Annotated in this window: 20 protein-coding genes; 19 read left to right on the top strand and 1 reads right to left on the bottom strand. The window is 36.3% G+C overall.

The window, feature by feature from the left end; genetic code table 11:
• Positions 1-155 precede the first annotated feature (155 nt).
• From rpsA to M2139_RS00660, 13 genes are all read left to right on the top strand, one after another.
• On the top strand, positions 156-1,376 hold the full coding sequence (gene rpsA / locus M2139_RS00720; RefSeq protein ID WP_280736856.1) for a 30S ribosomal protein S1: 1,221 nt from the start codon (positions 156-158) through the stop codon (positions 1,374-1,376).
• 313 nt (positions 1,377-1,689) lie between these two features.
• Positions 1,690-3,000 carry a ribosome biogenesis GTPase Der gene (gene der, locus M2139_RS00715; protein ID WP_280736855.1) on the top strand — a complete coding sequence of 437 codons (1,311 nt, stop codon included), beginning with the start codon at positions 1,690-1,692 and terminating at the stop codon, positions 2,998-3,000.
• 244 nt (positions 3,001-3,244) lie between these two features.
• Positions 3,245-3,520 carry an HU family DNA-binding protein gene (locus M2139_RS00710; RefSeq protein WP_280736854.1) on the top strand — a complete coding sequence of 92 codons (276 nt, stop codon included), beginning with the start codon at positions 3,245-3,247 and terminating at the stop codon, positions 3,518-3,520.
• A gap of 287 nt (positions 3,521-3,807) precedes the next feature.
• Positions 3,808-4,674: a ribosome biogenesis GTPase YlqF gene (gene ylqF, locus M2139_RS00705; protein ID WP_280736853.1), complete on the top strand. Its 867-nt coding sequence runs from the start codon at positions 3,808-3,810 to the stop codon at positions 4,672-4,674.
• Complete coding sequence (locus tag M2139_RS00700; RefSeq protein WP_280736852.1) at positions 4,664-5,431, top strand: ribonuclease HII; 768 nt, start codon at positions 4,664-4,666, stop codon at positions 5,429-5,431. The genes ylqF and M2139_RS00700 overlap by 11 nt, the downstream gene beginning before the upstream one ends.
• A gap of 83 nt (positions 5,432-5,514) precedes the next feature.
• Positions 5,515-6,375 (top strand): DNA-processing protein DprA, encoded by an 861-nt coding sequence (dprA, locus tag M2139_RS00695; RefSeq protein ID WP_280736851.1) that lies wholly within the window; start codon positions 5,515-5,517, stop codon positions 6,373-6,375.
• 259 nt (positions 6,376-6,634) lie between these two features.
• A complete protein-coding gene (gene topA / locus M2139_RS00690) occupies positions 6,635-8,713 on the top strand; it encodes a type I DNA topoisomerase (RefSeq protein WP_280736850.1) in 2,079 nt (692 codons plus the stop codon).
• 80 nt (positions 8,714-8,793) lie between these two features.
• Positions 8,794-10,098, top strand: a complete 1,305-nt coding sequence (gene trmFO, locus M2139_RS00685; RefSeq protein WP_280736849.1) for an FADH(2)-oxidizing methylenetetrahydrofolate--tRNA-(uracil(54)-C(5))-methyltransferase TrmFO — start codon at positions 8,794-8,796, stop codon at positions 10,096-10,098.
• Positions 10,099-10,328: 230 nt separating this feature from the next.
• The gene (gene xerC / locus M2139_RS00680; RefSeq protein WP_280736848.1) at positions 10,329-11,228 is read left to right on the top strand and encodes a tyrosine recombinase XerC; all 900 of its coding nucleotides are present in this window, start codon (positions 10,329-10,331) and stop codon (positions 11,226-11,228) included.
• Positions 11,229-11,310: 82 nt separating this feature from the next.
• Positions 11,311-11,859, top strand: coding sequence for an ATP-dependent protease subunit HslV (gene hslV, locus M2139_RS00675; RefSeq protein WP_280736847.1), 549 nt, complete (start codon positions 11,311-11,313; stop codon positions 11,857-11,859).
• Positions 11,860-11,878: 19 nt separating this feature from the next.
• Positions 11,879-13,270, top strand: coding sequence for an ATP-dependent protease ATPase subunit HslU (gene hslU, locus M2139_RS00670; protein ID WP_280736908.1), 1,392 nt, complete (start codon positions 11,879-11,881; stop codon positions 13,268-13,270).
• A gap of 42 nt (positions 13,271-13,312) precedes the next feature.
• A complete protein-coding gene (gene codY / locus M2139_RS00665; RefSeq protein ID WP_280736846.1) occupies positions 13,313-14,104 on the top strand; it encodes a GTP-sensing pleiotropic transcriptional regulator CodY in 792 nt (263 codons plus the stop codon).
• 87 nt (positions 14,105-14,191) lie between these two features.
• Positions 14,192-15,067 carry an aldose 1-epimerase family protein gene (locus tag M2139_RS00660; protein ID WP_280736845.1) on the top strand — a complete coding sequence of 292 codons (876 nt, stop codon included), beginning with the start codon at positions 14,192-14,194 and terminating at the stop codon, positions 15,065-15,067.
• A 36-nt stretch (positions 15,068-15,103) separates the two neighbouring features.
• On the opposite strand, the gene plsY is transcribed toward M2139_RS00660, so the two are convergent.
• Positions 15,104-15,739 (bottom strand): glycerol-3-phosphate 1-O-acyltransferase PlsY, encoded by a 636-nt coding sequence (gene plsY, locus M2139_RS00655; protein ID WP_280736907.1) that lies wholly within the window; start codon positions 15,737-15,739, stop codon positions 15,104-15,106.
• 87 nt (positions 15,740-15,826) lie between these two features.
• Here plsY and M2139_RS00650 point away from each other — a divergent pair, with 87 nt between their 5' ends.
• The 6 genes from M2139_RS00650 (at position 15,827) to M2139_RS00625 (ending at position 25,960) form a co-directional block, all read left to right on the top strand.
• Positions 15,827-16,252 carry a CoA-binding protein gene (locus tag M2139_RS00650; RefSeq protein ID WP_280736844.1) on the top strand — a complete coding sequence of 142 codons (426 nt, stop codon included), beginning with the start codon at positions 15,827-15,829 and terminating at the stop codon, positions 16,250-16,252.
• A 472-nt stretch (positions 16,253-16,724) separates the two neighbouring features.
• Positions 16,725-18,791 carry a DNA topoisomerase IV subunit B gene (parE, locus tag M2139_RS00645; protein WP_280736843.1) on the top strand — a complete coding sequence of 689 codons (2,067 nt, stop codon included), beginning with the start codon at positions 16,725-16,727 and terminating at the stop codon, positions 18,789-18,791.
• Positions 18,792-18,847: 56 nt separating this feature from the next.
• Positions 18,848-21,310, top strand: a complete 2,463-nt coding sequence (gene parC, locus M2139_RS00640; protein WP_280736842.1) for a DNA topoisomerase IV subunit A — start codon at positions 18,848-18,850, stop codon at positions 21,308-21,310.
• A gap of 283 nt (positions 21,311-21,593) precedes the next feature.
• On the top strand, positions 21,594-23,840 hold the full coding sequence (pflB, locus tag M2139_RS00635) for a formate C-acetyltransferase (RefSeq protein ID WP_280736841.1): 2,247 nt from the start codon (positions 21,594-21,596) through the stop codon (positions 23,838-23,840).
• Between the two features lie 120 nt (positions 23,841-23,960).
• On the top strand, positions 23,961-24,725 hold the full coding sequence (gene pflA / locus M2139_RS00630; protein ID WP_280736840.1) for a pyruvate formate-lyase-activating protein: 765 nt from the start codon (positions 23,961-23,963) through the stop codon (positions 24,723-24,725).
• A 308-nt stretch (positions 24,726-25,033) separates the two neighbouring features.
• Positions 25,034-25,960 (top strand): manganese-dependent inorganic pyrophosphatase, encoded by a 927-nt coding sequence (locus tag M2139_RS00625; protein ID WP_280736839.1) that lies wholly within the window; start codon positions 25,034-25,036, stop codon positions 25,958-25,960.
• Positions 25,961-26,004: the final 44 nt, after the last annotated feature.

Here is a 26,004-nt window from a genome sequence, read left to right as displayed (position 1 = left end):
ATAAAAAAATTTTTTTGTTTTTTTATTTTTGCCTAAGGCTATAAAAATCTATTTTATAATACAAAAAAATAAGAAATCGCTTTATTTTTTTGTGAAAATGCTATAAACTGATGTAAGTAGTGTGATTAATTTGTTGGTTTAGGAGGATATTTGTCATGACAGAATTTGAACAAAAGCAAGATTTAGCGGGAGAAACTATGGAAGATGCCTTAAGTAGTTTCCAAGAAGTAAACGTTGGAGATGTTGTCAAAGCAGAAGTTTTGGTCATTGAAGACAAACAAATTGTAGTAGGAATTGAAGGCGCTGGTGTTGAAGGCGTAGTTCCTGCTAAAGAATTATCAACTTTACCAATTGAGGATATTTCTGAAGTTGTTTCAGTTGGAGATGTGCTGGAATTGGTAGTTATCGCACCAATCGTCGGTAAAGACAAAGAAAACGGCAATTATTTATTATCTAAACGCCGGATTGATGCGAAAAAGATTTGGGAAAAAATTGAAGAAGATTTCAAAGCAGGCAATGTTATTGAAGCAGCAGTTACCAACGTTGTTAAAGGTGGCTTAGTTGTTGATGCAGGCGTACGTGGTTTCGTACCAGCTTCAATGGTAGCTGATCACTTTGTTGAAGATTTTTCTGATTATAAAGGAAAAACTTTAACTTTCAAAATTGTTGAAATTGAACCTTCTGAAAATCGTTTAATTCTTTCACACAAAGCTATTTTAGAAGCTGAGAAAGAATCTAAAAAACATCAAGTAATGGCTAACTTAACTGAAGGCGCTGTTGTTGAAGGAACTGTTGCTCGTTTAACAGACTTTGGGGCGTTCGTTGATTTAGGTGGGATTGATGGATTAGTTCACGTTTCTGAACTAGCACACACTCATGTAGCGAAACCAAGTGATGTTTTAGCAGTTGGCGACAAAGTAACTGTTAAAATTCTTTCAGTTAATCCTGAAACAGAACGGGTTTCATTATCAATTAAAGCTACTTTATCAGAACCTTGGTCTGAAGTGGAAGAAAAAGCGGCTGTTGACAGTGTTCTAGATGGTGTGGTTAAACGCTTAACAAGCTTTGGGGCATTCGTTGAAGTCTTCCCTGGGGTTGAAGGACTTGTTCACATTTCACAAATTTCTCACAAACATATTGCAACGCCTCATGAGTTACTTAAAGAAGGCGACGAAATTAAAGTGAAAGTTTTGGAACTTAATCCTAGCGAACACCGAATTGCTTTAAGCATTAAAGCTTTGGAAGAAAAAACTGAGACAGAACAAGTAGTTGAAGAAGTTACTGAAGGAAGTTATGAACTTCCAGAAGAATCAACTGGCTTTTCAATGGGAGATATTCTTGGTCAAGCATTGAAAGATGCTGGCGAAGAAGAGTAAACTAACAAATTAATAGTCATGAAAGATGGTAAAATTTGAATTTTACCATCTTTTTTTCCTTGCAACCAAATGGAACTTTCGTTAAACTAAGGAAAGTTGCAAAGAAATTTATATGATCTGCTTTTTGAGAGTTTTTTATTGTTGAAAAAAGTAATAAAATCAATAATAATCAGTTTTTTTAGTAGTTAAAGGTGAATTTTTTTCAAATTTCATCTATTATTATATAGTAGAGAACTGTTAGGCGCTTTATTTTTAGGTAATCAAGTGTAAGTTTGTATGCGCAATTTAGAATAAATAGAGGAAGTGAAGCAATATGGCAAATCCAACATTAGCTATTGTTGGTCGTCCTAATGTGGGGAAATCGACAATTTTTAACCGAATAGCCGGAGAAAGAATATCAATTGTTGAAGATACACCAGGGGTTACGCGAGATCGTATTTATGCTAAAGGTGAATGGCTAGGTCGAGAATTCAGTTTAATTGATACTGGTGGACTTGATTTAGGTGACGAACCATTTATGGAACAAATTAAATATCAGGCAGAAATTGCGATTGATGAAGCCGATGTTATTCTTTTTGTGACCAGTGGTCGTGAAGGTATTACTGATGCGGATGAAATGGTTGCTAAAATGTTATATCGAAGCAACAAACCAGTTATTTTAGTGATTAATAAAGTAGATAATCCTGAGATGCGTAATGAAATTTATGAATTTTATAGTTTAGGCTTAGGAGAACCTTTCCCTGTTTCAGGTAGCCATGGTTTAGGTTTAGGGGATGTTTTAGATGAAGCAGTTAAACATTTTTCCGATGAAATTGAAGCCGAAGAAGAAGACATCATTAAATTTAGTTTAATTGGCCGTCCAAATGTCGGTAAATCTTCATTAATTAATGCTATTTTAGGGGAAGACCGTGTAATTGTTTCAGAAATTGAAGGAACGACGCGAGATGCCATTGATACGAATTTCGTTGATGAAGAAGGTCAAAAATATTTAATGATTGATACTGCCGGCATGCGTAAACGCGGAAAAGTCTATGAAAACACCGAAAAATATAGTGTCATGCGTGCGATGCGTGCAATTGACCGTTCTGACGTTGTTTTAATGGTGCTTAACGCTGAAGAAGGTATTCGTGAACAAGACAAGCGGGTAGCTGGCTACGCTCACGAGGCGGGCCGTGGCATGGTCATCGTTGTTAACAAATGGGATTTGGTAAAAAAAGAAACCAATACTTTACGTGATTTTGAAACTGAAATTCGTGATGAATTTTCTTATTTAGATTATGCGCCAATTATTTTTGTTTCAGCAGTAACCAAACAGCGCTTAAATAAATTACCAGCTTTAATTAGTGAAGTTAGTTACAACCAAAACTTACGGGTACCATCTGCAGTTTTAAATGATATTATTATGGACGCCGTAGCGATTAATCCGACACCAACCGATAAAGGCAAACGCTTGAAGATTTTTTATGCAACTCAAGTAGCGGTGAAACCACCAACTTTTGTAATCTTCGTAAATGAAGAAGAATTGATGCATTTTTCTTACGCGCGTTTCTTAGAAAATCAAATTCGTAAAGCTTTTGCTTTTGAAGGAACACCAATCAAAATTATTCCACGTCGGAGAAAATAGGCATTTTATCATAAAACTAGTCTTTTGTAAAAGAAAATTTGATAAAATGAGAATTTTATGTAGAAAAAGAAAAAAACTAACAAAAAAAACCTTAAAACCTTGCTATTGTAAGGTTCTTATGCTATCGTTGTTACAGAATATTGAACCAAATCAATATTTGCTTACTCTTTTTGGACCACTCGAAGAGAGTACAATCTGAGATGTTTTACATCAACAATTTATTGTCGAGGAGGTGAATCAATCCATGGCAAACAAAGCAGAATTAATCGAAAAAGTTGCAGCAGCTACTAGCTTAACTAAAAAAGATGCAACTGCAGCAGTAGATGCTGTATTTTCTTCAATTCAAGACGCTTTAGCAAGCGGTGAAAAAGTTCAATTAATCGGTTTTGGTAACTTCGAAGTACGTGCTCGTGCAGCTCGTAAAGGTCGTAACCCTCAAACTGGTGCTGAAATTGAAATTCCAGCTAGCAAAGTGCCTGCATTCAAACCAGGTAAAGCGTTAAAAGATGCTGTTAAATAAGACAGTTAGAAAGACCCCTTGATTATCAAGGGGTCTTTTGCTTTGTAACAAGTTGAAAGTTATAAAAGGGTACAGAGAAGGGGCAGAAATGAAAAGATTTTGCTATCTTTTAAATATATTTTTGAATTCATTTACCAATAATTTTACAAATGATAATTTCATAAGCCTGGCTTAATATGTTAAAATAGGAAATAGTTTAATTAATCTAGTATTTAATAAAAGCTGTCTTTATTTGATTAAAGACAAGCTATTTAACATAAAAAATGACGGAAATAAGGAGTACAATCATGACCACAATTCAATGGTTTCCGGGCCATATGGCTAAAGCCAAACGAGAAGTTTCGGAAAAATTAAAATTTGTAGATATTGTTTTTGAACTAGTGGATGCCCGGTTACCTTTGGCATCAAGAAATCCAATGTTAGATCAAATTATTCAACAAAAGCCGCGCTTGGTTTTGTTAAACAAAGCCGATTTAGCGGATCCGCAACAAACGCAAAAATGGGTGCAGTTTTTCATCGCCAAAGGATATGCGGCCTTAGCGATTAATGCCCACGATAATCAAGGTACGAAAAAAATCATTCCAGCAGCCAAAGTTGCTTTAAAAGAAAAAATTGCACGGGATAAAGCTCGTGGCTTGAAGCCAAGAGCGATTCGGGCGATGGTCATCGGGATTCCTAATGTTGGTAAATCAACATTAATGAATCGTTTAGTTGGCAAAAAAATCGCTCAAACTGGCAATAAACCCGGCGTAACAAAAGGTCAGCAATGGTTGAAAATGGGGACTGATTTGGAGTTGTTAGATACGCCAGGGATTTTGTGGCCTAAATTTGATGATGCCGAAATTGGTAAAAAATTAGCTTTAACTGGTGCAATTAAAGATCAACTGTTACATTTAGATGATTTAGCTATTTATGGCTTAGAATTTTTCAGTCGTTTTTATCCAGAAAACTTACAAGTGCGCTATAAACTAACTGAGGAAGATACTTTCTTACCTGGTGCAGAATTATTGATGTTAATTACTGAAAAACGTGGTTTTCGAGATAATTATGAACGGGGCAGTGAAATGTTTATTCACGAACTGCGTAATGGCAAGTTAGGCGGTTTTACTTTAGATCGCTATGAAGAAGCTGAGGTTAGTTTAGATGAAGAGTGAATCAATTAGTGAAATTAAAAAGCAGCTGCAAACAATTAATGATGCAGCTGATGAGCGCTTAGCTCTTTGGCAAAGCGATGAGCGCAAGGGCGTGCAACAAGCCCTTCAGCAGTGGCAAAACAGGCTTGCTAAACAAGCGGAAATAGCTGCTCATTATCAAGAAATGCTACTCTTTGAAAAACAAAATTGGCAAGCAGGCTATCAAATTATTGCTGGCATTGATGAAGTTGGCCGCGGACCTTTAGCGGGTCCGGTTGTTGCGGCGGCGGTTATTTTACCACAAAATGTAGATTTAGTGGGAGTTAATGACTCTAAACAGCTTTCTTTAGCTAAAAGAGAATCTTTATTAGTGGAGATCGAAAAGCAAGCTTTAGGAATTGGCGTGGGAATTATTAGTCCAGAAGTGATTGACGACGTTAATATTTACGAAGCAACTAAGTTAGCGATGCAACAAGCTATTGATAATTTGCCCGAAATACCTGACTTTTTATTAATTGATGCTATGAAATTAGCTAACGGTATCCCGCAAGAGAATTTGATTAAAGGGGATGCTCGCTCGATTTCAATTGCGGCGGCGAGTATTGTTGCGAAAGTTACCAGAGACCACATGATGGTTGAATATGATAAACAGTATCCCGGTTATGGTTTTGACCGCAATGCTGGTTACGGCACAGCAGAACACTTGGCTGGTATTCAAAAATTAGGTATTACACCGATTCATCGGAAAACTTTTGCACCAATTAAAAATTATTTATAAATAAAAAATGAAATCAACCTTTTTTTGCAAATCTTATAGTAAGAGGACTATTTTACTATTTTTGGAAAAGAGGTTTTTTTGTTATGGAAGAATTAAAGGCATTTTTAGTAAAATTGATGTTTTGTCAAGGAATTAGTAATATTGGGCGACTTAAACTTTTGAATTATTGTTTAGAAAATCAAAGAACAGCTTTATCTATGAATGAAATGATTCAAATCGCTAAACTGTTTCGGACGAAAGCAATTTTTGAAGAATCCTTTGCAGAAGCTGACTTATTGGTAAAGCAAAATACTCGCTCTTATTTTACGATTTTAGATGAAATTTATCCTGAAGCATTAAAGGAAATCAATAATCCGCCAGTTTTGTTATTTTACCAAGGGGATTTATCTTTATTAGCACAAAGAAGTTTGGCGGTGGTGGGTTCAAGAGTATCCTCTACTTATGGTCAAAAAGTCTTGAAACAATTAATTCCAGGTATGGTATTTTGCGGTTTTGTCGTAGTAAGTGGTTTAGCTAAAGGGATTGATGGCTTAGCTCATAAGATGACGATTGCTAATGATGGTCAGACGATTGCGGTAATTGGCAATGGCATTGACTGCTGCTACCCCAAGGAAAATCAAGCGTTGCAAGATAAAATTAAACAAGAGCATCTGTTGTTATCAGAATATCCTGATGGTGTGCCACCAAGGAAATATCATTTTCCCATGCGCAATCGGATTATTGCTGGTTTAACTTGGGGAACGTGTGTGATTGAAGCACGTCAACGAAGTGGCTCGCTCATTACTGCTCAGTTGGCCAGCGAAGAAGGACGAGAAGTTTTTGCAGTTCCTGGTGATATTTTAAGTGGTCAATCAACGGGATGTTTAGAGTTAATTCAAGATGGAGCGAAGTGTATCATGGAAATTGGCGATATTATTGATGAATTTGAATATTTTAGAACATAAAAGCTATTTTTTTAAAAGTTTAATAAAATAGTAGTGAATTATTGAAAAAACTTTTGATAACGCTCATTAACAGCTGTTTTTCTCTCTTAACTGCTAAATTTTTTTAAATCTTTAAAAAGCTTTTCTTGACAAATACTTTTTGAATCGCTATGATTACATACGATTTATATCGTCACCTTGAGAAACAAGTGATTGGTTAAATAAGTTTAAGTTATATATTATATAGAAGAAAAAGTTTCGGAAGGGGAAACCATTATTTATGGCCTATAAATATCTCGTTATTGTGGAATCACCAGCTAAGGCTAAAACAATTGAAAAGTATTTAGGAAGAAATTATAAAGTAGTTGCCAGTGTCGGACATGTTCGTGATTTGCCTAAAAGTAAAATGGGGATTGATGTTGAAAATAATTACGAACCTCATTATATTTCAATTCGCGGTAAAGGCGATGTCATTAAAAGTTTAAAAGCAGCGGCTAAAAAAGCCCAAAAAGTCTTTCTCGCAAGTGACCCGGACCGTGAAGGAGAAGCAATTGCTTGGCATTTAGCTTTCTTACTAGGTTTAGATTTAAAAGATAAAAATCGGGTAGTTTTCAATGAAATTACTAAAGATGCTGTGAAAGCGGCCTTTAAAGAACCTCGTAGTATTGACGTTGACTTAGTGGATGCTCAACAAGCACGACGGGTTTTAGACCGTTTAGTGGGATATTCTATCAGTCCGATTTTATGGCGAAAAGTTAAAAAAGGTCTAAGCGCTGGTCGTGTTCAATCAGTAGCTTTAAAAATTATTATTGACCGGGAAAAAGAAATTAGTGAATTTGTTCCTGAAGAATATTGGAGCTTAGACGGAAATTTCAAAAAAGAAAAGAAAAAATTCAAAGCAAATTTCTGGGGTGTCGATGGTAAGAAACAAAAATTACCAACGGCTGAAAGTGTTAAAGAAATTACTCAGCGTTTAGCTGGTAAAGATTTTGATGTTACGAAGGTTGAAAAGAAAGAACGCAAACGCAATCCAGCTTTGCCGTTTACTACTAGTAGCTTGCAACAGGAAGCTGCTCGTAAACTGAATTTTAGAACCCGTAAAACCATGATGATTGCCCAACAATTATATGAAGGTATTGCTTTAGGGAAACAAGGCACAGTTGGTTTAATCACATATATGCGTACCGATTCAACGCGGATTGCTGATAGCGCCAAAGGTGAAGCGGCTGAATACATCCAAAAGAAATTCGGTGAGGAATATTCTTCTCATGGGGGCCGTAAGGTTAAAAACGCACAAGGAGCGCAAGATGCCCATGAAGGGATTCGCCCAACTAGCACTTTAAGAACCCCTGATGAAATGAAGCAATATTTAGATAAAGACCAATTGAAATTGTACAACTTGATTTGGTCGCGTTTTGTCGCTAGCCAAATGACACCAGCTGTGATGGATACGATGAAAGTGACTTTAAACCAAAACGGCGTGATTTTTATTGCCAATGGTTCAAAAATTAAGTTTAAAGGTTTTATGCAAGTTTACATTGAAGGCCGGGATGATGGTAAAGAGGAAAAAGAAAACATTTTACCAGAATTAGTCGTTGGCGATGTGGTTCAATCATTAGATATCGAACCAAAACAACACTTTACTCAACCGCCAGCACGCTTTAGTGAAGCGACTTTAATTCGCACTCTTGAAGAAAATGGTGTGGGCCGTCCGTCAACTTATGCGCCAACGTTAGAGACGATTCAACGGCGTTACTATGTCAAATTAACGCAAAAGCGTTTTGAACCAACGGAATTAGGAGAAATTGTCAATACTTTAATCGTTGATTTCTTCCCACAAATTGTTGATGTTCACTTTACCGCTGAGATGGAAGGTAGCCTTGATAAGATTGAAGAAGGCAAAGAAGAATGGGTTAAAGTTGTCGACCGCTTCTATCGACCTTTTGAAAAAGAATTAGTTGAAGCGGAAGAAAAAATCGAAAAAATTCAGATTAAAGATGAACCAGCTAACTTTGACTGTGATCTTTGTGGTCATCCAATGGTGATCAAATTAGGTCGTTACGGCAAATTTTATGCTTGTAGTAACTTCCCCGATTGTCGCAACACGAAACCAATTATTAAAGAAATTGGCGTAACTTGTCCGGTTTGTGAAAAAGGCCAAGTAGTGGAGCGAAAATCTAAAAAGAATCGAATTTTTTATGGTTGCTCTCGCTTCCCAGAGTGTGATTTTACTTCATGGGATAAACCAGTCGGTCGTAAATGTCCGAAATGTGGTAAATATTTAGTGGAGAAAAAAGTTAAAGGTGGCAAACAAGTCATTTGTATTAATGGCGACTATGAAGAAGCCGTTCAAAAATAAAAAACGAAAGGTTCGTTTTTCCAAAAACTATTTCAAGTCTTTGGGAAAATGAACCGATTTTATATGAAATGAGGAAAAAGATGTATCCCACAGTTAATGTAATCGGTGCTGGTTTAGCTGGCAGTGAAGCGGCTTGGCAAATTGCTGAAGCTGGCGTTCCGGTAAAATTATATGAAATGCGGCCAGTTAAAATGACCGATGCTCATCAAACAGAAAATTTTGCTGAATTAGTTTGTTCGAATTCTTTACGAGGCAACAGCTTAGCTAACGCGGTAGGTTTATTAAAAGAAGAAATGCGCCGCTTAAACTCAGTTGTGATTGGTTCGGCAGATCAAACGGCGGTTCCAGCTGGGGGCGCCTTAGCGGTTGACCGAGATGATTTTTCACAATTAGTTACTGAACGAGTTAAAAATCATCCTTTAGTAACGGTTGTTCATGAAGAAATTACCGCCTTGCCTGAAGGAATTACGGTAGTGGCTTCTGGTCCGTTGACTTCAGCGGCTTTAGGAACAGCGATTCAAGAGTTTAACGGTTCAGAAGGTTTTTATTTTTATGATGCTGCGGCACCAATTATTGAAAAATCTTCCATTGATATGGATAAAGTTTATTTGAAATCCCGCTATGATAAAGGGGAAGCCGCTTATTTAAATTGCCCAATGTCAAAAGAAGAGTTTGATGCCTTTCATGAGGCGTTGATTAATGCTGAAGTGGCACCTTTGCGAACTTTTGAAAAAGAAAAATATTTTGAAGGCTGTATGCCGATTGAAGTTATGGCTCAAAGAGGTTATAAAACAATGTTATTTGGTCCGATGAAACCAGTGGGCTTAGAAGATCCCAAAACAGGCAAACGCCCATATGCCGTGATTCAATTACGTCAAGATAATGCGGCAGCTTCTTTATATAATATTGTTGGGTTCCAAACACATTTAAAATGGGGAGAACAAAAGCGGGTCTTCCAAATGATTCCCGGTTTAGAAAATGCTGAATTTGTCCGTTATGGCGTGATGCATCGCAATAGTTTTATGAATTCACCAGAATTATTATTGCCAACTTATCAATCTAGCAAGCGCAGTGATTTATTTTTCGCTGGCCAAATGACTGGAGTAGAAGGTTATGTGGAAAGTGCCGCCAGCGGCTTGTTAGCGGGAATTAACGCTGCTAAATTAGCTAAAGGAACAGAACCAGTGGAATTTCCAAGAGAAACAGCGATTGGTAGTATGGCTTATTACATCACTCACGCTGAAGGCAAACATTTCCAACCGATGAATGCTAATTACGGTTTATTCCCTGAGTTACCAACACGAATTAGAGATAAAAAAGAACGTTATGCCGCAATTGCTGAACGGGCGTTAGCTCATTGTGAAGCAGTCAAAGAAAAGATTTAAATTCAAACTACAAGAAGTTCATCTCTTTAGGAGACTTCTTGTAGTTTTTTTATTTGTAAGCGAAAAACATTTAGTTTTTATTAAGAAAAATAGCAGAATTATGATGAAATAGTGAAAATAATTCGAATTGTTTTAGATAATGATTAAATTCTGACAATTGGTTTGTTTTTTGAATACCTTTGTGCTAGAGTGACTATGTGATATAAAAAATGAAACGCGGAGTTGACAAAATGGTTGAAAAAGATTGGCCAGCAGAATTTTATCGTTATTTACTAGTTGAACGTGGCTACTCTGAAAAAACACAAGCGGCTTATCAAGAAGATATTGAAAATTTTTTAGTCTTTTTAAAAGAAAACGGGACTGAAGATTTTGTCGCGATTGACCACTTTGATGTGCGAGTTTATTTAGCAGCATTATATGACAAACAATATAGTCGTAACTCAATTGGCCGAAAAATTGCCAGCTTACGTTCTTTTTATCAATTTTTGTTAAAACAAAGTGTGATTGAAGAAAATCCCTTTTCTTATGTGCATTTAAAGAAAAAGAATCTACGTTTACCACGCTTTTTTTACGAAGATGAAATGAAAGCCCTTTTCGCTAGTGCCGAAGGAGAGAAGCCGTTAGATTTAAGAAATCAAGCTTTGTTAGAAGTTTTGTACGGTTCAGGAATTCGTCTTAGCGAGTGTGCAAATTTACCCATTTCAGCTATCGACTTTGAAAATCAAGTTATGCTGATTCACGGTAAAGGGGATAAAGAACGTTACGTACCGCTAGGCTCTTTTGCAGCAGACGCTTTACAACAGTATTTAACTGATGGCCGTCAAGTTTTAATGAACAAATACCATAAGGAACATGATTTAGTTTTTGTCAATCATCGTGGGGATTCAATTACGCCGACTGGAATTGAGTATGTTTTAAATCAATTGATAAAAAAAAGCAGTTTGGATAGTGATATTCATCCCCATATGTTGCGGCATACTTTTGCCACGCATTTACTAAATAATGGTGCTGATATGCGGACGGTTCAAGAGCTATTAGGCCATGCTAATTTATCAACAACGCAGATTTATGCTCATGTAACAAAAGAAAGCTTGCAAAAAAATTACCGCAGCTTTCACCCGCGAGCATAAGTAAAAAGGAAAATTTGTAAAAGGACTAGCTAGTTGGTTTATTTCAATTTAAATAATAAGGAATAAGCGAGGAGAATAATAGATGGTTAAATCACAATTTCACTCTACCACGATTTGTGCAGTAGAAAAAGATGGTAAATTTGCTATGGCTGGCGATGGTCAAGTAACAATGGGAGAATCTGTCGTTATGAAAGGTAGCGCTCGTAAAGTGCGCCGGATTTATAATGATGAAGTGGTTGTCGGCTTTGCAGGTAGTGTAGCAGATGCTTTTACTTTAGAAGAAAAATTTGAAGGTAAATTAAATGAATATAATGGCAATTTACAACGGGCAGCGGTGGAGTTAGCTCAAGAGTGGCGCACCCAACAATCCATGCAAAAATTGGAAGCTATGTTAATTGTTATGAATAAAAAAGAAATGCTATTGGTTTCAGGAACTGGTGAAGTAATTACTGCCGATGATGGTATTTTAGCAATCGGTTCTGGCGGGAATTTTGCATTATCTGCAGCGCGTGCTTTAAAACGCTATGGAGATAAAGATTTAACCGCTGAACAAATTGCAAAAAATGCTTTAGAAATTGCCGCTGATATTTGTATTTTCACTAATCACAATATCATTGTGGAAGAATTATAGGGAGGTTTTGCTAATGATGATGAATGAAAAAACACCCAAAGAAATAGTTAAAGAACTAGATGAATATATTGTTGGTCAACATGAAGCAAAAAAATCTGTCGCGGTGGCTTTGCGGAATCGTTATCGTCGCTTACAATTAGATGAAAAAATGCAACAAGACATTACCCCAAAAAATATTTTACTAATCGGCCCAACTGGTGTGGGTAAAACCGAAATTGCCCGACGTTTAGCTTATATTGTGCAAGCGCCTTTTGTAAAAGTTGAAGCAACTAAATTCACTGAAGTCGGTTATGTTGGCCGCGATGTAGAATCAATGGTGCGAGATTTAGTTGAAAATGCCATTCAAATCGTAGAAAAAGCACAATACAGCAATGTTTATCAAGATGCTTTAAAACGTGCCAATCAACGCTTAGTAAAAGTTTTAGTTCCGGGTCTTAAAAAGGAACAAAAGCAAAGTAATAATCAGTTAGAGCAAATGATGCAAATGTTTAATAATGCCCAACAACCAAATGAACCGCAAGAAGAAGTAACCGAAGAAATTCGCGTGAATCGTAAAACGGTTTTAGAGCAATTAGAAAAAGGTTTACTGGATAATCGTGAAGTAACTATTCAAATTGAAGAACCGAAAAAAACGATGCCTAACATGAACAATGGTTTAGAACAAATGGGTATTGATATTAACGAAACCATCGGTGCTTTATCCCCACGGAAAAAAGTTGAACGAACAGTAACTGTTAAAGAAGCACAAGAGTTACTGGTTAAAGAAGAGTCAGCGAAATTAGTCAATGATGCGGATATTCACAGTGAAGCGATTAAGTTAGCCGAAGCGAACGGTATTATCTTCATTGATGAATTTGATAAAATCACTTCCAAATCACAACAATCTGGCGAAGTTTCCCGTGAAGGTGTTCAACGAGATATTTTACCAATTGTTGAAGGCTCACAAGTGAATACTAAATATGGCGCGATTCAAACCGACCATATTTTATTTATCGCTTCAGGCGCCTTTCATTTATCAAAACCAAGTGATTTAATTCCAGAATTACAAGGACGTTTCCCAATTCGCGTGGAATTAGAAGACTTAACAACTGAAGACTTTGTTAAGATTTTAACGGAACCAAACAATGCTCTAATTAAACAATATATTGCTTTAATCGGTACCGAAAATGTTTCAGTGACTTTCACTAAAGAAGCGATTGAACGCATCGCTCAAATCGCATTTGATGTCAATCGTGACACCGACAACATCGGTGCTCGCCGGTTGCATACGATTTTAGAAAAATTACTGGAAGAATTATTGTTTGAAGCCCCTGATATGCAAATGGGTGAAATTACAATTACCGAAGCCTATGTTGACGAAAAACTAGTTTCCATTGCAAGAAACGAAGATTTAAGCCGCTTTATTTTATAAAATTAAAATTTAATACAAAAAAATGAACAAGGAGTGAAAACAATGCAGGATTTATTGGGAAAAACGAGACAAATTAATCAATTGTTACAACAGAAAAATGCTTTTGATATGACGACAGATTTACCGTATGATAAAATTGCTTTAACTTTAGGGGATATTTTAGATAGTAATGCCTATATTATTAGTGATAATGGGGTTTTATTAGGTTATAACGAACGCCATGATGTCAATAATGAACGGGTAAAATCAATGTTTGTTGAAAAGCAATTTCCTAAATCATATACGGATGACGTAGCGGTTTTAGTTAAAACGGCAGCAAATATTCCAATTGATAGCGACATGACAGCTTTTCCAGAAGAGTTAAGAAGTCAGTATCCTAATGGTTTAACGACGGTTGTGCCTATTTTTGGTGCTGGAGAACGCTTAGGAACAATTATTTTATCAAGAATGGATCAAGTTTTTGATGAAGCTGATTTGGTTTTAGCTGAATACGGAGCAACAGTAGTTGGAATGCAGATTTTATATCAAAAATCTCGCAATATTGAAGATGAAGTTCGTAGTTCAACTGCAGTACAAATGGCGGTTAACACATTATCTTACAGTGAATTAAAAGCTGTACAAGCAATTTTTGAAGCTTTAGATGGTGATGAAGGTCGTTTAACTGCTTCTAATATCGCTGATAAAATTGGGATTACACGTTCGGTAATTGTTAATGCTTTAAGAAAATTAGAGTCTGCAGGAATTATCGAATCACGTTCCTTAGGCATGAAAGGGACTTATTTAAAAGTTTTAAATAGTCGCTTTAAAGAAGAATTGTTCAAACATTCTTATTAATCAATAAATCATAAGTGTTTTCAGCAAGTAACGTGTGCTTCTAATTTAGTTACTTGCTGAATCCAATTTGAAAAGGGGGAGCTACTTTTGCAATTATCAATTGAAAGTCCACAAATTGTTGCCAAGTTTAATACTCACGGTGCCGAACTAACCAGCTTAGTGTTAAAAGAAAGCGGGCTAGAATATTTATGGCAAGGGGATCCTGAATTTTGGGGTCGCCAAGCCCCAGTTTTATTTCCTTTTGTTGGTCGCTTAAAAGATGATCAATATCGTTATCAAGGAAAAACTTATCAAATGGGACAACATGGTTTTGCTAGAGACATGGAATTTGCTGTATTGGAACAAAAAGCCGATGAAATCAGTTTTATTCTGCAAAGTAGTCCAGAAACGAAAAAGAACTATCCTTTTGATTTTGATTTAATTGTTTCTTATCGTTTAGGTGGCGAAGGGATTTTAGTCACTTACCAAGTGAAAAATACTGGTTCTGAAGAAATGCATTTTTCTGTAGGGGGACATCCTGCGTTTAACGTGCCACTAACGGAAGCTTTAACTTTTGAAGATTATTATTTGAATTTTTCTCCTAAAAGAACGCGGATTCGCGTACCTTTAAAAGGACCGTATTTAGATTTAGAAAGACGGACTTTAGGTCAAACTAACAATAATATTATGCTAACAAGAGACCTTTTTGTTGAAGATGCGCTAGTTTATGAAACGAAGGATTTAAATGCCTATACGATTCGTAGCGAAAAATCACCTCATAGTGTTACACTGTCATTTAATCGCATGAACCATGTAGGACTTTGGTCGCCTTATCCTAAAGAAGCACCGTTTGTTTGTATTGAACCTTGGTGTGGTGTAGCAGATACGGTTGAATTTGCTGGTGAACTGAATGAAAAGTATGCAATTAATCATTTAGCAGCGAACGAAGAATTTACGACAGAATATGCGATTACTTTGAAATAAAAAAATAAAAGCGGCTAGCTAGCCGCTTTTTAACAATTATTTAGCCTTTTTCTTTTTGTTTAAACCAAAAGGAACTTTATTTTCAGTGCCATCTTTAATTCGTTGAATATTTGTGCGATGTAGGTAGAAAATAAATGCACTAACGACGACGGCGATAATGATTAACAACATATCTTGTTTGGGCAAAATCCAGGGAGCGATATAGGGTAAAAATATCGCTGCTAATGTAGTACAAACGGCGGTTACCATGCTGGCAACACTCACCATACTACTAAGATATAAACTAATCACAAAAATAGCAGCACAGAATATAAAGAAAACTGGATTGTAGCCAAGTAACATGCCTGCACTAGTTGCTACAGCTTTTCCGCCTTTAAAATTAGCAAAGATGGGAAAAATATGACCGAAAATGGCACAAGCACCAAAGAGTAAGGGATTAATTTCAAGACCAAAAATGGTAGGAATTAGAGTCGCTAAAGTCCCTTTTAAAATATCCATAAAGAGAACAACAATCCCAGCTTTTTTTCCTAATACGCGAAAGGTATTGGTTGTTCCGGTATTGCCACTGCCAAATTGGCGAATATCTTTTTTGAAGAAAATTTTTCCAATCCAGACACCGGAAGGAATGGAGCCTAACAAGTAGGCAGCCAGAAATAGTAAAATAGTTTTTATCAAAATTTACGAAACCTACCTTTTAATTCAGAATAGCATAATTTTAACATGAATATCAGATAGGCTCAATAGAAAGGAAGATTTAAGATGAGTTTTCAAAATCCTAAACAAGAAGTAATTAATCAATATTTGCGAGAAGCTAAAATAATTGCGATTATTGGTTTAAGTAATAAACCTGAGCGAATCAGCTATAAAATTGCTGAGTTGTTGCAAAATCAGGGATATCGCGTGATACCTGTTAATCCGGTTTTAGCTGGCGAAGAAATTTTAGGCGAAAAAGTTTACGCTAGCATCAAAGAAGTGCCAGAAACCATTGATATTGTGGATATTTTCCGCAGAAGCGAGTTTTTAGCAGAAATCGCTGAAGAGTTTATTGAAACTGATGCAAAAGTTTTCTGGGCGCAATTAGGGCTGGAAAGCGAAGCGGCTGCTGAGATTTTAGCTAAAGCTGGTAAGAAAGACGTAGTTATGAATCGTTGTATTAAAGTCGAGTTAGCGAATTTAGTTGGCTAATTTTTAAGTGGAAGTGGTTTGTTCTGTACTTTATCGGGGGGGATGTAGAGCAAGGCACTTCACTTTTTTAATCTAGCTATGTGGGCTAACTCTCTTCGACAAAATGAGAATAAAATTCGTGGCAATAAACGCCACTATAATTTGATTCTGCATTTTGCTCGAGAGTTGAACGAGCCCACTTCGCTTTTTTTCGTAATCTAGCTGCATGGCTTTGCACCACTCGGTAAAGTGATAAAAAAATTCGTGGCAGAAAACGCCACTATAATTTCTTTATGCACTTTACTCGGGTGCAGAACAAGCCATTCCGCTTTTTTTCACAAATATAATTTTCAAGTCTTTTTTTTTTGTCGATTTTAGCGTATGATAGAAATGCTGTGGCAATCGGTGTTTTTTGTTGATTGTCAAAATTATAGGTAATGGAAACTTATAAGTGAATCCATTGAATGAGTTTATTTAAGCGAGGAGTATTAATTTGGCGAAGAAAATAACGAATGAGTATAATGATGCTTCAATCCAGGTTTTAGAAGGGTTAGAAGCTGTTCGCAAACGTCCGGGGATGTATATCGGTTCGACTGATAGCCGTGGTTTGCATCATTTGGTTTATGAAATTTTTGATAATGCAGTAGATGAGGCGCTATCTGGTTATGGTGATGTGATTGAAGTCACGATTCATAAAGATAATAGTATTAGTGTTGTCGATTCTGGTCGTGGGATGCCAGTGGGGATGCACGCATCTGGCAAACCAACTGCTGAAGTTATTTTTACCGTTTTGCATGCCGGTGGTAAATTTGGCCAAGGAGGTTATAAAACTTCTGGTGGTCTTCACGGGGTAGGGGCGAGTGTTGTTAATGCTCTTTCTTCTTGGTTAGAAGTAACGATTGTTCGCGACGGTCAAGAGTATCAACAAAAATTTAAAGATGGCGGTAAACCTGCGGGTACGTTAAAACGTCTTGGTAAAACGAAAAAGAAAAACGGTACGACGGTTAAATTTTTACCAGATGATACGATTTTTACAACGATTAATTTTTCTTTCGATACTTTATCTGAGCGTTTAAGAGAATCAGCTTTTCTTTTACGTGGGGTAAAAATCATTCTCAATGATTTAAGAGGCGAAGAAGAAGTTTCGGAAGTTTATCATTATGAAGAGGGTATTAAAGAATTTGTTACTTATTTAAATGAAGAAAAAGATACTTTAACCCCTGTTACTTATTATTCAGGTAGTAAGGATAGCATTGAGGTCGAACTAGCTTATCAATATAACGATGGTTATTCTGAGAATGTTTTATCTTTTGTAAATAATGTGCGAACGAAAGATGGCGGTACCCATGAAGTCGGCATGAAAACTTCTATGACGAAAGCTTATAATGAGTACGCTAGAAAAGTTGGGCTTTTAAAAGAAAAAGATAAGAACTTAGAAGGTAGTGACTTTCGTGAAGGTTTAGCAGCTGTTTTATCTGTGCGGATTCCTGAAACTTTACTGCAGTTTGAAGGCCAAACAAAAGGTAAATTAGGTACGCCATTAGCGAGAAATGCGGTAGATAGCGTTGTTGGCGAGCAAATGGGCTTTTATTTACAAGAAAACAGTGAAATTAGCCAAATGCTAATTCGTAAAGCGATTAAAGCGCGAGAAGCGCGAGAAGCCGCTCGTAAAGCCCGTGAAGAAAGCCGTAATGGTAAAAAACGGAAAAAAGGCGAATCTTTATTGTCTGGTAAATTAACGCCAGCGCAATCACGAAATCCTAAAAAGAATGAACTTTATTTAGTGGAAGGAGATTCTGCTGGCGGTTCAGCTAAGCAAGGGCGAGATCGGAAATTCCAAGCGATTTTACCGCTGCGAGGTAAAGTTCTTAATACCGAAAAAGCGAAAATGCAAGATATTTTGAAAAATGAAGAAATCAATACGATGATTTATACGATTGGCGCAGGGGTAGGACCTGAATTTACGGTAGAAGATTGTAACTACGATAAAGTAATTATCATGACCGATGCCGATACCGATGGGGCCCACATTCAAGTATTGCTATTGACTTTCTTTTATCGCTATATGAAACCTTTAATTGAAGCTGGCAAAGTTTATATTGCTTTACCACCTTTATATAAAGTTTCTAAGGGCCTTGGCAAAAAGCAAGTGGTGGAATACGCTTGGACGGATGATGAGTTACAGTCGGTTATTGAAAAAATCGGTAAAGGCTACATGCTTCAGCGTTATAAAGGGCTTGGTGAAATGAATGCCGATCAGCTGTGGGAAACGACTATGGATCCAGAGCACCGCACGTTAATTCGTGTGTGTATTGACGATGCCGCTAAAGCGGAACGTCGGGTAAGCACGTTGATGGGTGATAAAGTTGAACCGCGACGAAAATGGATTGAAAAACATGTTCGTTTCACTTTGGAAGAAGATGGTAGTATTTTAGAAAAAGAAGACGAAGGGGTTCACGTGATTCATGAAGAATCAATGGTACCCGATGAAACCCAAGTAACAGACATAGATAAAAAAGCTGACATTGTAGAAGAAATTAGTCTTTTTGATAATTTATAGCATTTTGTAGTAATCAATAAAGTAGCAATGAGCGTAGGAAAAGAAGGGGAAATCCTGTGGAAAAACGACAAGAAATTCAAGAGTTAACATTAGAAGATGTCATGGGCGATCGTTTTGGTCGCTATTCCAAATATATTATTCAAGAGCGTGCTTTACCAGATATTCGTGATGGTTTAAAACCAGTTCAAAGACGAATTTTATTTGCCATGGATAAAGATCATAATACCTTTGATAAGGCTTTTCGTAAATCAGCCAAATCTGTCGGGAATATTATGGGGAATTATCATCCTCATGGGGATAGTAGTATTTATGAAGCTATGGTACGGATGAGTCAAGACTGGAAATTACGGGAAGTTTTGATTGAAATGCATGGGAACAACGGGAGTATGGATGGTGATCCACCCGCTGCGATGCGTTACACGGAAGCTCGTTTATCCGAAGTGAGTGGTGAACTTTTAAAAGATATTGAAAAGGAAACCGTTGATTTTGTATGGAACTTTGATGATACGGAAAAAGAACCGACTGTTTTACCAGCTAAATATCCTAATTTATTAGTAAATGGTTCAACAGGGATTTCAGCAGGGTATGCAACTGAAATTCCAACCCATAATTTAGCCGAAGTGATTGATGGTACGATTTATTTAATTGATCACCCACAAGCGAAGCTAGAAAAAATGATGGAATTTATTCCTGGTCCTGATTTTCCAACTGGGGCAATTATTCAAGGGAAAGAGGAAATCAAGAAAGCTTATGAAACTGGTAGAGGGAAAATTATCGTTCGCTCGAAAACCTGGATTGAAACAATTAAGGGTGGCAAACAACAAATTGTCATTAACGAAATCCCTTATGAAGTCAATAAAGCCACTTTAGTTAAAAAAATGGATGAAATCCGTTTGACTAAAAAAATTGATGGTATCGCAGAAGTTCGTGATGAAAGTGACCGGACTGGCTTGCAAATTGTCGTTGAATTGAAGAAAGAAGTCAACGCAGAAGGTGTTTTAAACTACTTGTTTAAAAATACTGAACTACAAATCAACTACAATTTCAACATGGTTGCGATTGACAATAAAACGCCACAACAAGTTGGTTTACTACGCATTTTAAATAGCTATGTTGCCCATCGGAAAGATGTCATCACTAAGCGTAGCCATTTTGAATTAAGTAAAGCTCAAAAAAGAGCCCATATCGTGGAAGGTTTAATTAAAGCCTTATCTATTTTAGATAAAGTTATTGCAGCTATTCGTAATAGTAAAGACAAAAAAGACGCGAAAAATAATTTAGTCGCTGAGTTTGCTTTTACCGAAGAACAAGCTGAAGCGATTGTGATGTTGCAACTATATCGTTTAACGAATACGGATATTACGCAATTAGAACAAGAAGCAGCTGAATTAACAGCAACCATTAAACATTTAGAAATGATTCTGGCTGATGAAAATGAACTTTTAAAAGTGTTGAAGCAAGAATTACGTGAAGTTAAGAAAAAATATGGTAATCCTCGTTTAACCCAAATTGAAGATGAAATTCAAGAGATCAAAATTGATACGACTGTTTTAGTTGCTGATGAAGAAGTGGTGGTAGCTGTTACTCGTGAAGGTTATGTTAAACGTAGTAGCTTGCGTTCTTACAGTGCTTCTAAACCAGAAGAATTAGGGATGAAAGATGGCGATCACATTTTATATTGTGGGCAGCAAAATACTTTAAATCATTTATTATTTGTTACCAACAAAGCAAATATGATTTATCGTCCTGTTCATGAATTGCCTGATTTAAAATGGAAAGATATTGGTGAGCATATTTCACAAACGATTTTAAACTTATCGATTGATGAATCAATTATCGCAGTCTTTCCTTATAAAGAAATCTCAGCCAAACAAAATTTTGTCTTTATTAGCCGTAACGGTTTAATTAAACAAACAAAAATGACTGAATTTGAAAGCTGGCGAACTTACAAAACTCGCCCAGCAACTTGCATGAAGTTTAAAGAAGATAGTGATGAATTAGTTGCCGTTTATCTAACTGATAACGGTGATGAGTTGGATGTCTTTTTAGTGAGTCATCGTGGTTTTGGTTTACGTTATCCATTGTATGAAGTACCGGTGGTAGGGGCGAAGGCAGCCGGCGTAAAATCTATGAACTTAAAAGAAGGCGACTATGTGGTTGGCGGCATTTTGGTTTATCCAGAAGGCGATACACCAATTGTTATTGTGAGTCAACGTGGTACCGTTAAACGGATGTTAGCACAAGAAATTACCCAATTAGGTCGTGCCAAACGTGGTTTGATGGTCTTGCGAGAGCTTAAAAATAATCCTCATCGAGTGATTTATATGAAAGAATCAACGACGGATGATTTAATCTTAATGGCCAATACCGGTGAAGAAAAACGGTTAGTTCAAAAAGAAATTCCAATCGGTGATCGTACTTCCAACGGTTCTTTTGCAATAGATGAAAAAATCTCGAGTGGTATTGCCTACGTTTGGTTAGAACAAAGTCCGCGAATGAATGAGACGGAAGAAGAATAAATAAAACTGTTATAGTGATTTACAACAGACTAGAAAACTGTGTTAGTACACTTTTCTAGTCTGTTTTGTCACATTTTTTCAAAAATTCCTTTCATAATAAAAAAATAGAAAAAAACATACTTGCAAAAGATTGATTTACCAGTCTTTCTACTATGAATATAAAAAATGGATTAGAAGTGTAAAAAAAGTCCTACTAATTCTTTGCAAACTAAAAAAAACTGTGTTATAATTCCGTTGTAAACCTGTTATAGTCTTAACAGATAAATTAAGGGGGTCCCAACTGATGGAACAATGGAATGGCTTCAAAAGCGGAAAATGGCAAACAAGTGTAGATACACGTGACTTTATTCAAAGAAACTACACTGAATATAGAGGTGATGACAGCTTCTTAGAGCCAATCGCGCCAAGTACTGATAAATTATGGACAAAACTACAAGAATTATTTGAAGTACAACACCAAAAAAATGGTGTTTATGACATGGATAACAATATCCCTGCAACATTGACTTCTCATGCTCCAGGCTACTTAATTAAAGAAGAAGAAAAAATCGTCGGTTTACAAACTGATGTGCCTTTAAAACAAGCATTCCAACCTTTTGGTGGAATTAACATGGCAAACAATGCCTTAAAATCAAATGGTTACGAAGTTGATGAAGAAATGACAAAAGTCTTCACTGACTGGCGTAAAACACATAACCAAGGTGTTTTTGATGCTTATACAAACGAAATGCGTTTAGCTCGTAAAAACAAAATTATTACTGGTCTTCCAGATGCTTATGGCCGTGGTCGTATTATCGGTGACTACCGTCGTATCGCTTTATACGGAATTGACTACTTGATGGAACAAAAGAAAAAAGATCATGATAACACTGGTAATAAAGTAATGACTGACGATGTAATTCGTTTACGTGAAGAAATTACTGAACAATACCGTGCTTTAAATGACTTGAAGAAAATGGCAGCTTCATACGGTTGCGATATTTCTCAACCAGCTAAAAATGCTCAAGAAGCAATTCAATGGGTTTACTTCGGTTACCTTGGTGCTATTAAATCTCAAAATGGTGCAGCTATGTCTATCGGACGTATTTCTGCTTTCTTAGATATTTATATCCAAAGAGATTTAGAAGCTGGTCTTATTACTGAGTTTGATGCTCAAGAATTAATTGACCACTTAATCATGAAATTACGTATGGTTAAATTTGCGCGTACGCCAGAATATAATCAATTATTCTCTGGTTACCCAATTTGGGCTACTTTATCAATCGCTGGTATGGGCTTAGATGGCCGTTCATTAGTTACTAAGAATGACTTCCGTATCTTGCATACATTAACAAACATGGGTCCTTCTCCAGAACCAAACTTAACAGTATTGTATTCTTCTCATTTACCAGAAGGATTCAGAACTTACTCAGCTAAAATCGCTAAAGAAAGTTCTTCTATCCAATTTGAAAATGATGATTTATTACGTGCTAACTGGGGTTCTGACGATTGTGCGATTGCTTGTTGTGTATCAGCAACTGTAATGGGTAAAGATATGCAATTCTTTGGTGCTCGTACTAACTTAGCGAAAGCTGTTTTATATGCAATCAACGGTGGTGTGGATGAAAAAACTAAGATGCAAGTTGCACCTAAATTCCGCCCAATGACTGGTGATACAATTGACTTCCATGAATTCATGGACCGTTATAAAGATATCTTAGACTGGTTAGCTGAATTATATGTAAATACATTAAATGTTATCCACTATATGCATGATAAATATGCTTATGAAGCACCACAATTAGCATTTATGGATAGTGATTTAAAACGTACTTTTGCAACTGGTATTGCTGGGATTTCTCACGCAACTGACAGTATCATGGCAATTAAACATGGTAATGTTCAAGTTATTCGTGACGAAGATGGTATGGCAATTGACTATGTACCACAAAATGAATTCCCAACTTACGGTAATGATAACTTAGAAGCTGATGCAATGGCTAACTGGATTGTTGAATACTTCATGACTCAAATTAAACGTCAACATACTTACCGTGATTCAACACCAACATTATCATTATTAACAATTACTTCTAACGTAGTTTATGGTAAAGCAACTGGTAACACTCCTGACGGACGTCGTGGTGGTAAACCATTGGCTCCAGGTGCTAACCCTTCTTATCAAGATGGTAAATTCTTAGGTGAGAAAAACGGCTTGTTGGCTTCATTAAACTCAACAGCTCGTTTAGAATACACTAACGCTTTAGATGGAATTTCTAATACGCAAACAATCAATCCTAATGGTTTAGGTAAAGATGATGAAACTCGTATTAACAACTTACGTAATGTCCTTGATGGCTACTTTGATAAAGGTGGTTACCACTTGAACGTTAACGTATTTACTAACGAATTACTATTAGATGCACAAGCTCATCCAGAAAAATATCCTAACTTGACAATTCGTGTGTCTGGTTATGCTGTTAAATTCCGTGACTTAACTCCTGAGCAACAAGCAGATGTTATTTCAAGAACTTCTCATGACAGAATGTAATAGTAATTTACTATCAAAATGAATTAAAGGAGGCTGCTTTCTCTCAGTAAGAATATTCTGCTTGAGGGAAGCAGTCTTTTTATCCAAAGTAATATTTTATCGAAGAAATGGGGAATAAAGATGGCAGAGACAATCACAGGTAGAATTCATTCTACTGAAAATTTTGGAACAGTGGATGGACCTGGCGTTCGTTTTATTGTTTTTACACAAGGTTGTCGGATGCGTTGCAAGTTTTGTCATAACCCTGATACTTGGAAAATCGGTTCTGGCGGAAAAGTTGTTACGCCTGACGAAGTGATTGAAGAAGCTTTGAAGTACCGTTCTTATTGGGGGGGAAAAGGTGGTATCACGGTTAGTGGTGGCGAACCCTTGTTGCAGATGGAATTTCTGACTGAAGTGTTTAAAAAAGCTAAGGCCTTAGATATTCATACTACGATTGATACTTGTGGGCAGCCATTTACAAGAGAAGAACCTTTTTTCAGCCAATTTCAAGAGTTGATGAAGTATACAGACTTATTGCTTTTTGACATTAAACATATTGATTTTGAAGGACATAAAGCCTTAACTTCTTTAGGAAATGATAATATTTTGGAGATGGCTACCTATCTTTCTGAAATCAATAAACCGGTTTGGATTCGCCATGTTTTAGTGCCTGAGTGGACTGATTTTGATGAGCCATTAGCTAAATTAGGTGAATTTATTAAAACTTTGAAGAATGTTGATAAAGTGGAAGTTTTACCTTATCATACGATGGGGGAATACAAATGGGATGTTTTAGAGATGCCATATCCCTTAAAAGGTTTACAACCACCAACAGATGAGCGGGTACAAAACGCTAAAAAGTTACTTCATGTTAATGACTATACAAAATACATGGAGCGTTAATAGTTTCAAAATAAAATACGGACAAAAGTGAAAATCTTTTTGTCCGTATTTTTTACTATGGTGAAGATTGGCGCTAGCGAAATAGTTGCTAATTAAATCTTTTTTGACCCTCTGACGTTTTTTTGGTATGATAAGAAACGACTTGAATAACAACTAATTTTTCGAAGAAAAATTAATACTATAAAATGAATAAGGATGTCAGTCCCACTTACAAAGTTAGTAAGCTAGTGGGATGATATACGGCATGAAAATCGGACTAATTTTTCTAAGAAAAATTAATACTATAAAATGAATAAGGAGCAAATTTTATGTCTAAAATTTTAGTTTTTGGTCATCAAAACCCTGATACTGATGCAATTGGAGCAGCTTTAGCTTATGCAAATTTACAAAGAGCACTTGGCAAAGATGCGGAAGCAGTTGCTTTAGGTAATCCTAGTGAAGAAACACAATATGCTTTAGATTATTTTGCTGTAGATGCTCCACGGGTTGTGGAAACTATCGCTAATGAAACAACTGATGTGATGTTAGTGGATCACAACGAATTTCAACAAAGTGTGGCTGATATTGCGGAATTGAACGTTTTAGCAGTTGTTGATCATCATCGGATTGCTAACTTTGAAACAGCTAATCCCCTTTATTATCGTGCTGAACCAGTTGGCTGTACAAGCACAATTATTAATAAGCTTTATAAAGAAAATGCTGTTACAATTCCTAAAGAAATTGCTGGCATGATGTTATCTGCAATTATTTCTGATACTTTATTATTTAAATCACCAACTTGCACAGAAGAAGATGTGGTTGCTGCCAAAGAATTAGCAGCTATTGCAACAGTTGATTTAGAAGCTTACGGTTTAGAAATGTTAAAAGCTGGCACCAAATTAAGTGATAAATCAGCAGAAGTTTTATTAGATTTAGATGCTAAAAGCTTCCCAATGGCTGATAAAACAGTACGGATTGCTCAAGTTAACACGGTTGATTTAGCAGAAGTTTTAAACCGTCAAGAAGAGTTAACAAATGCTATGGTAGCAAGTAACCAAGCCAATCATTATGATTTATTTGTTTTAGTCATTACTAATATTTTGGATAGCGATTCTGAATTATTGGTTGTAGGTAGTGATTTAGATAAAGTAGAAAAAGCTTTTGGTGTAACTTTAAATAATCAACGAGCTTTCTTAAAAGGCGTAGTTTCTCGTAAAAAACAAGTTGTACCACAGTTGACAGCAGCTTTTAATTAAGCTAATTGATAGAAACAAGGGAAATTGCTTAAAATTTTCCTTGT

The sequence above is a fragment of the Enterococcus sp. PF1-24 genome (assembly GCF_029893325.1).
Taxonomy (GTDB): domain Bacteria; phylum Bacillota; class Bacilli; order Lactobacillales; family Enterococcaceae; genus HY326.
Note: the sequence above shows the minus strand (reverse complement) of the source record. Positions and strands in the feature narration are given on the sequence as shown.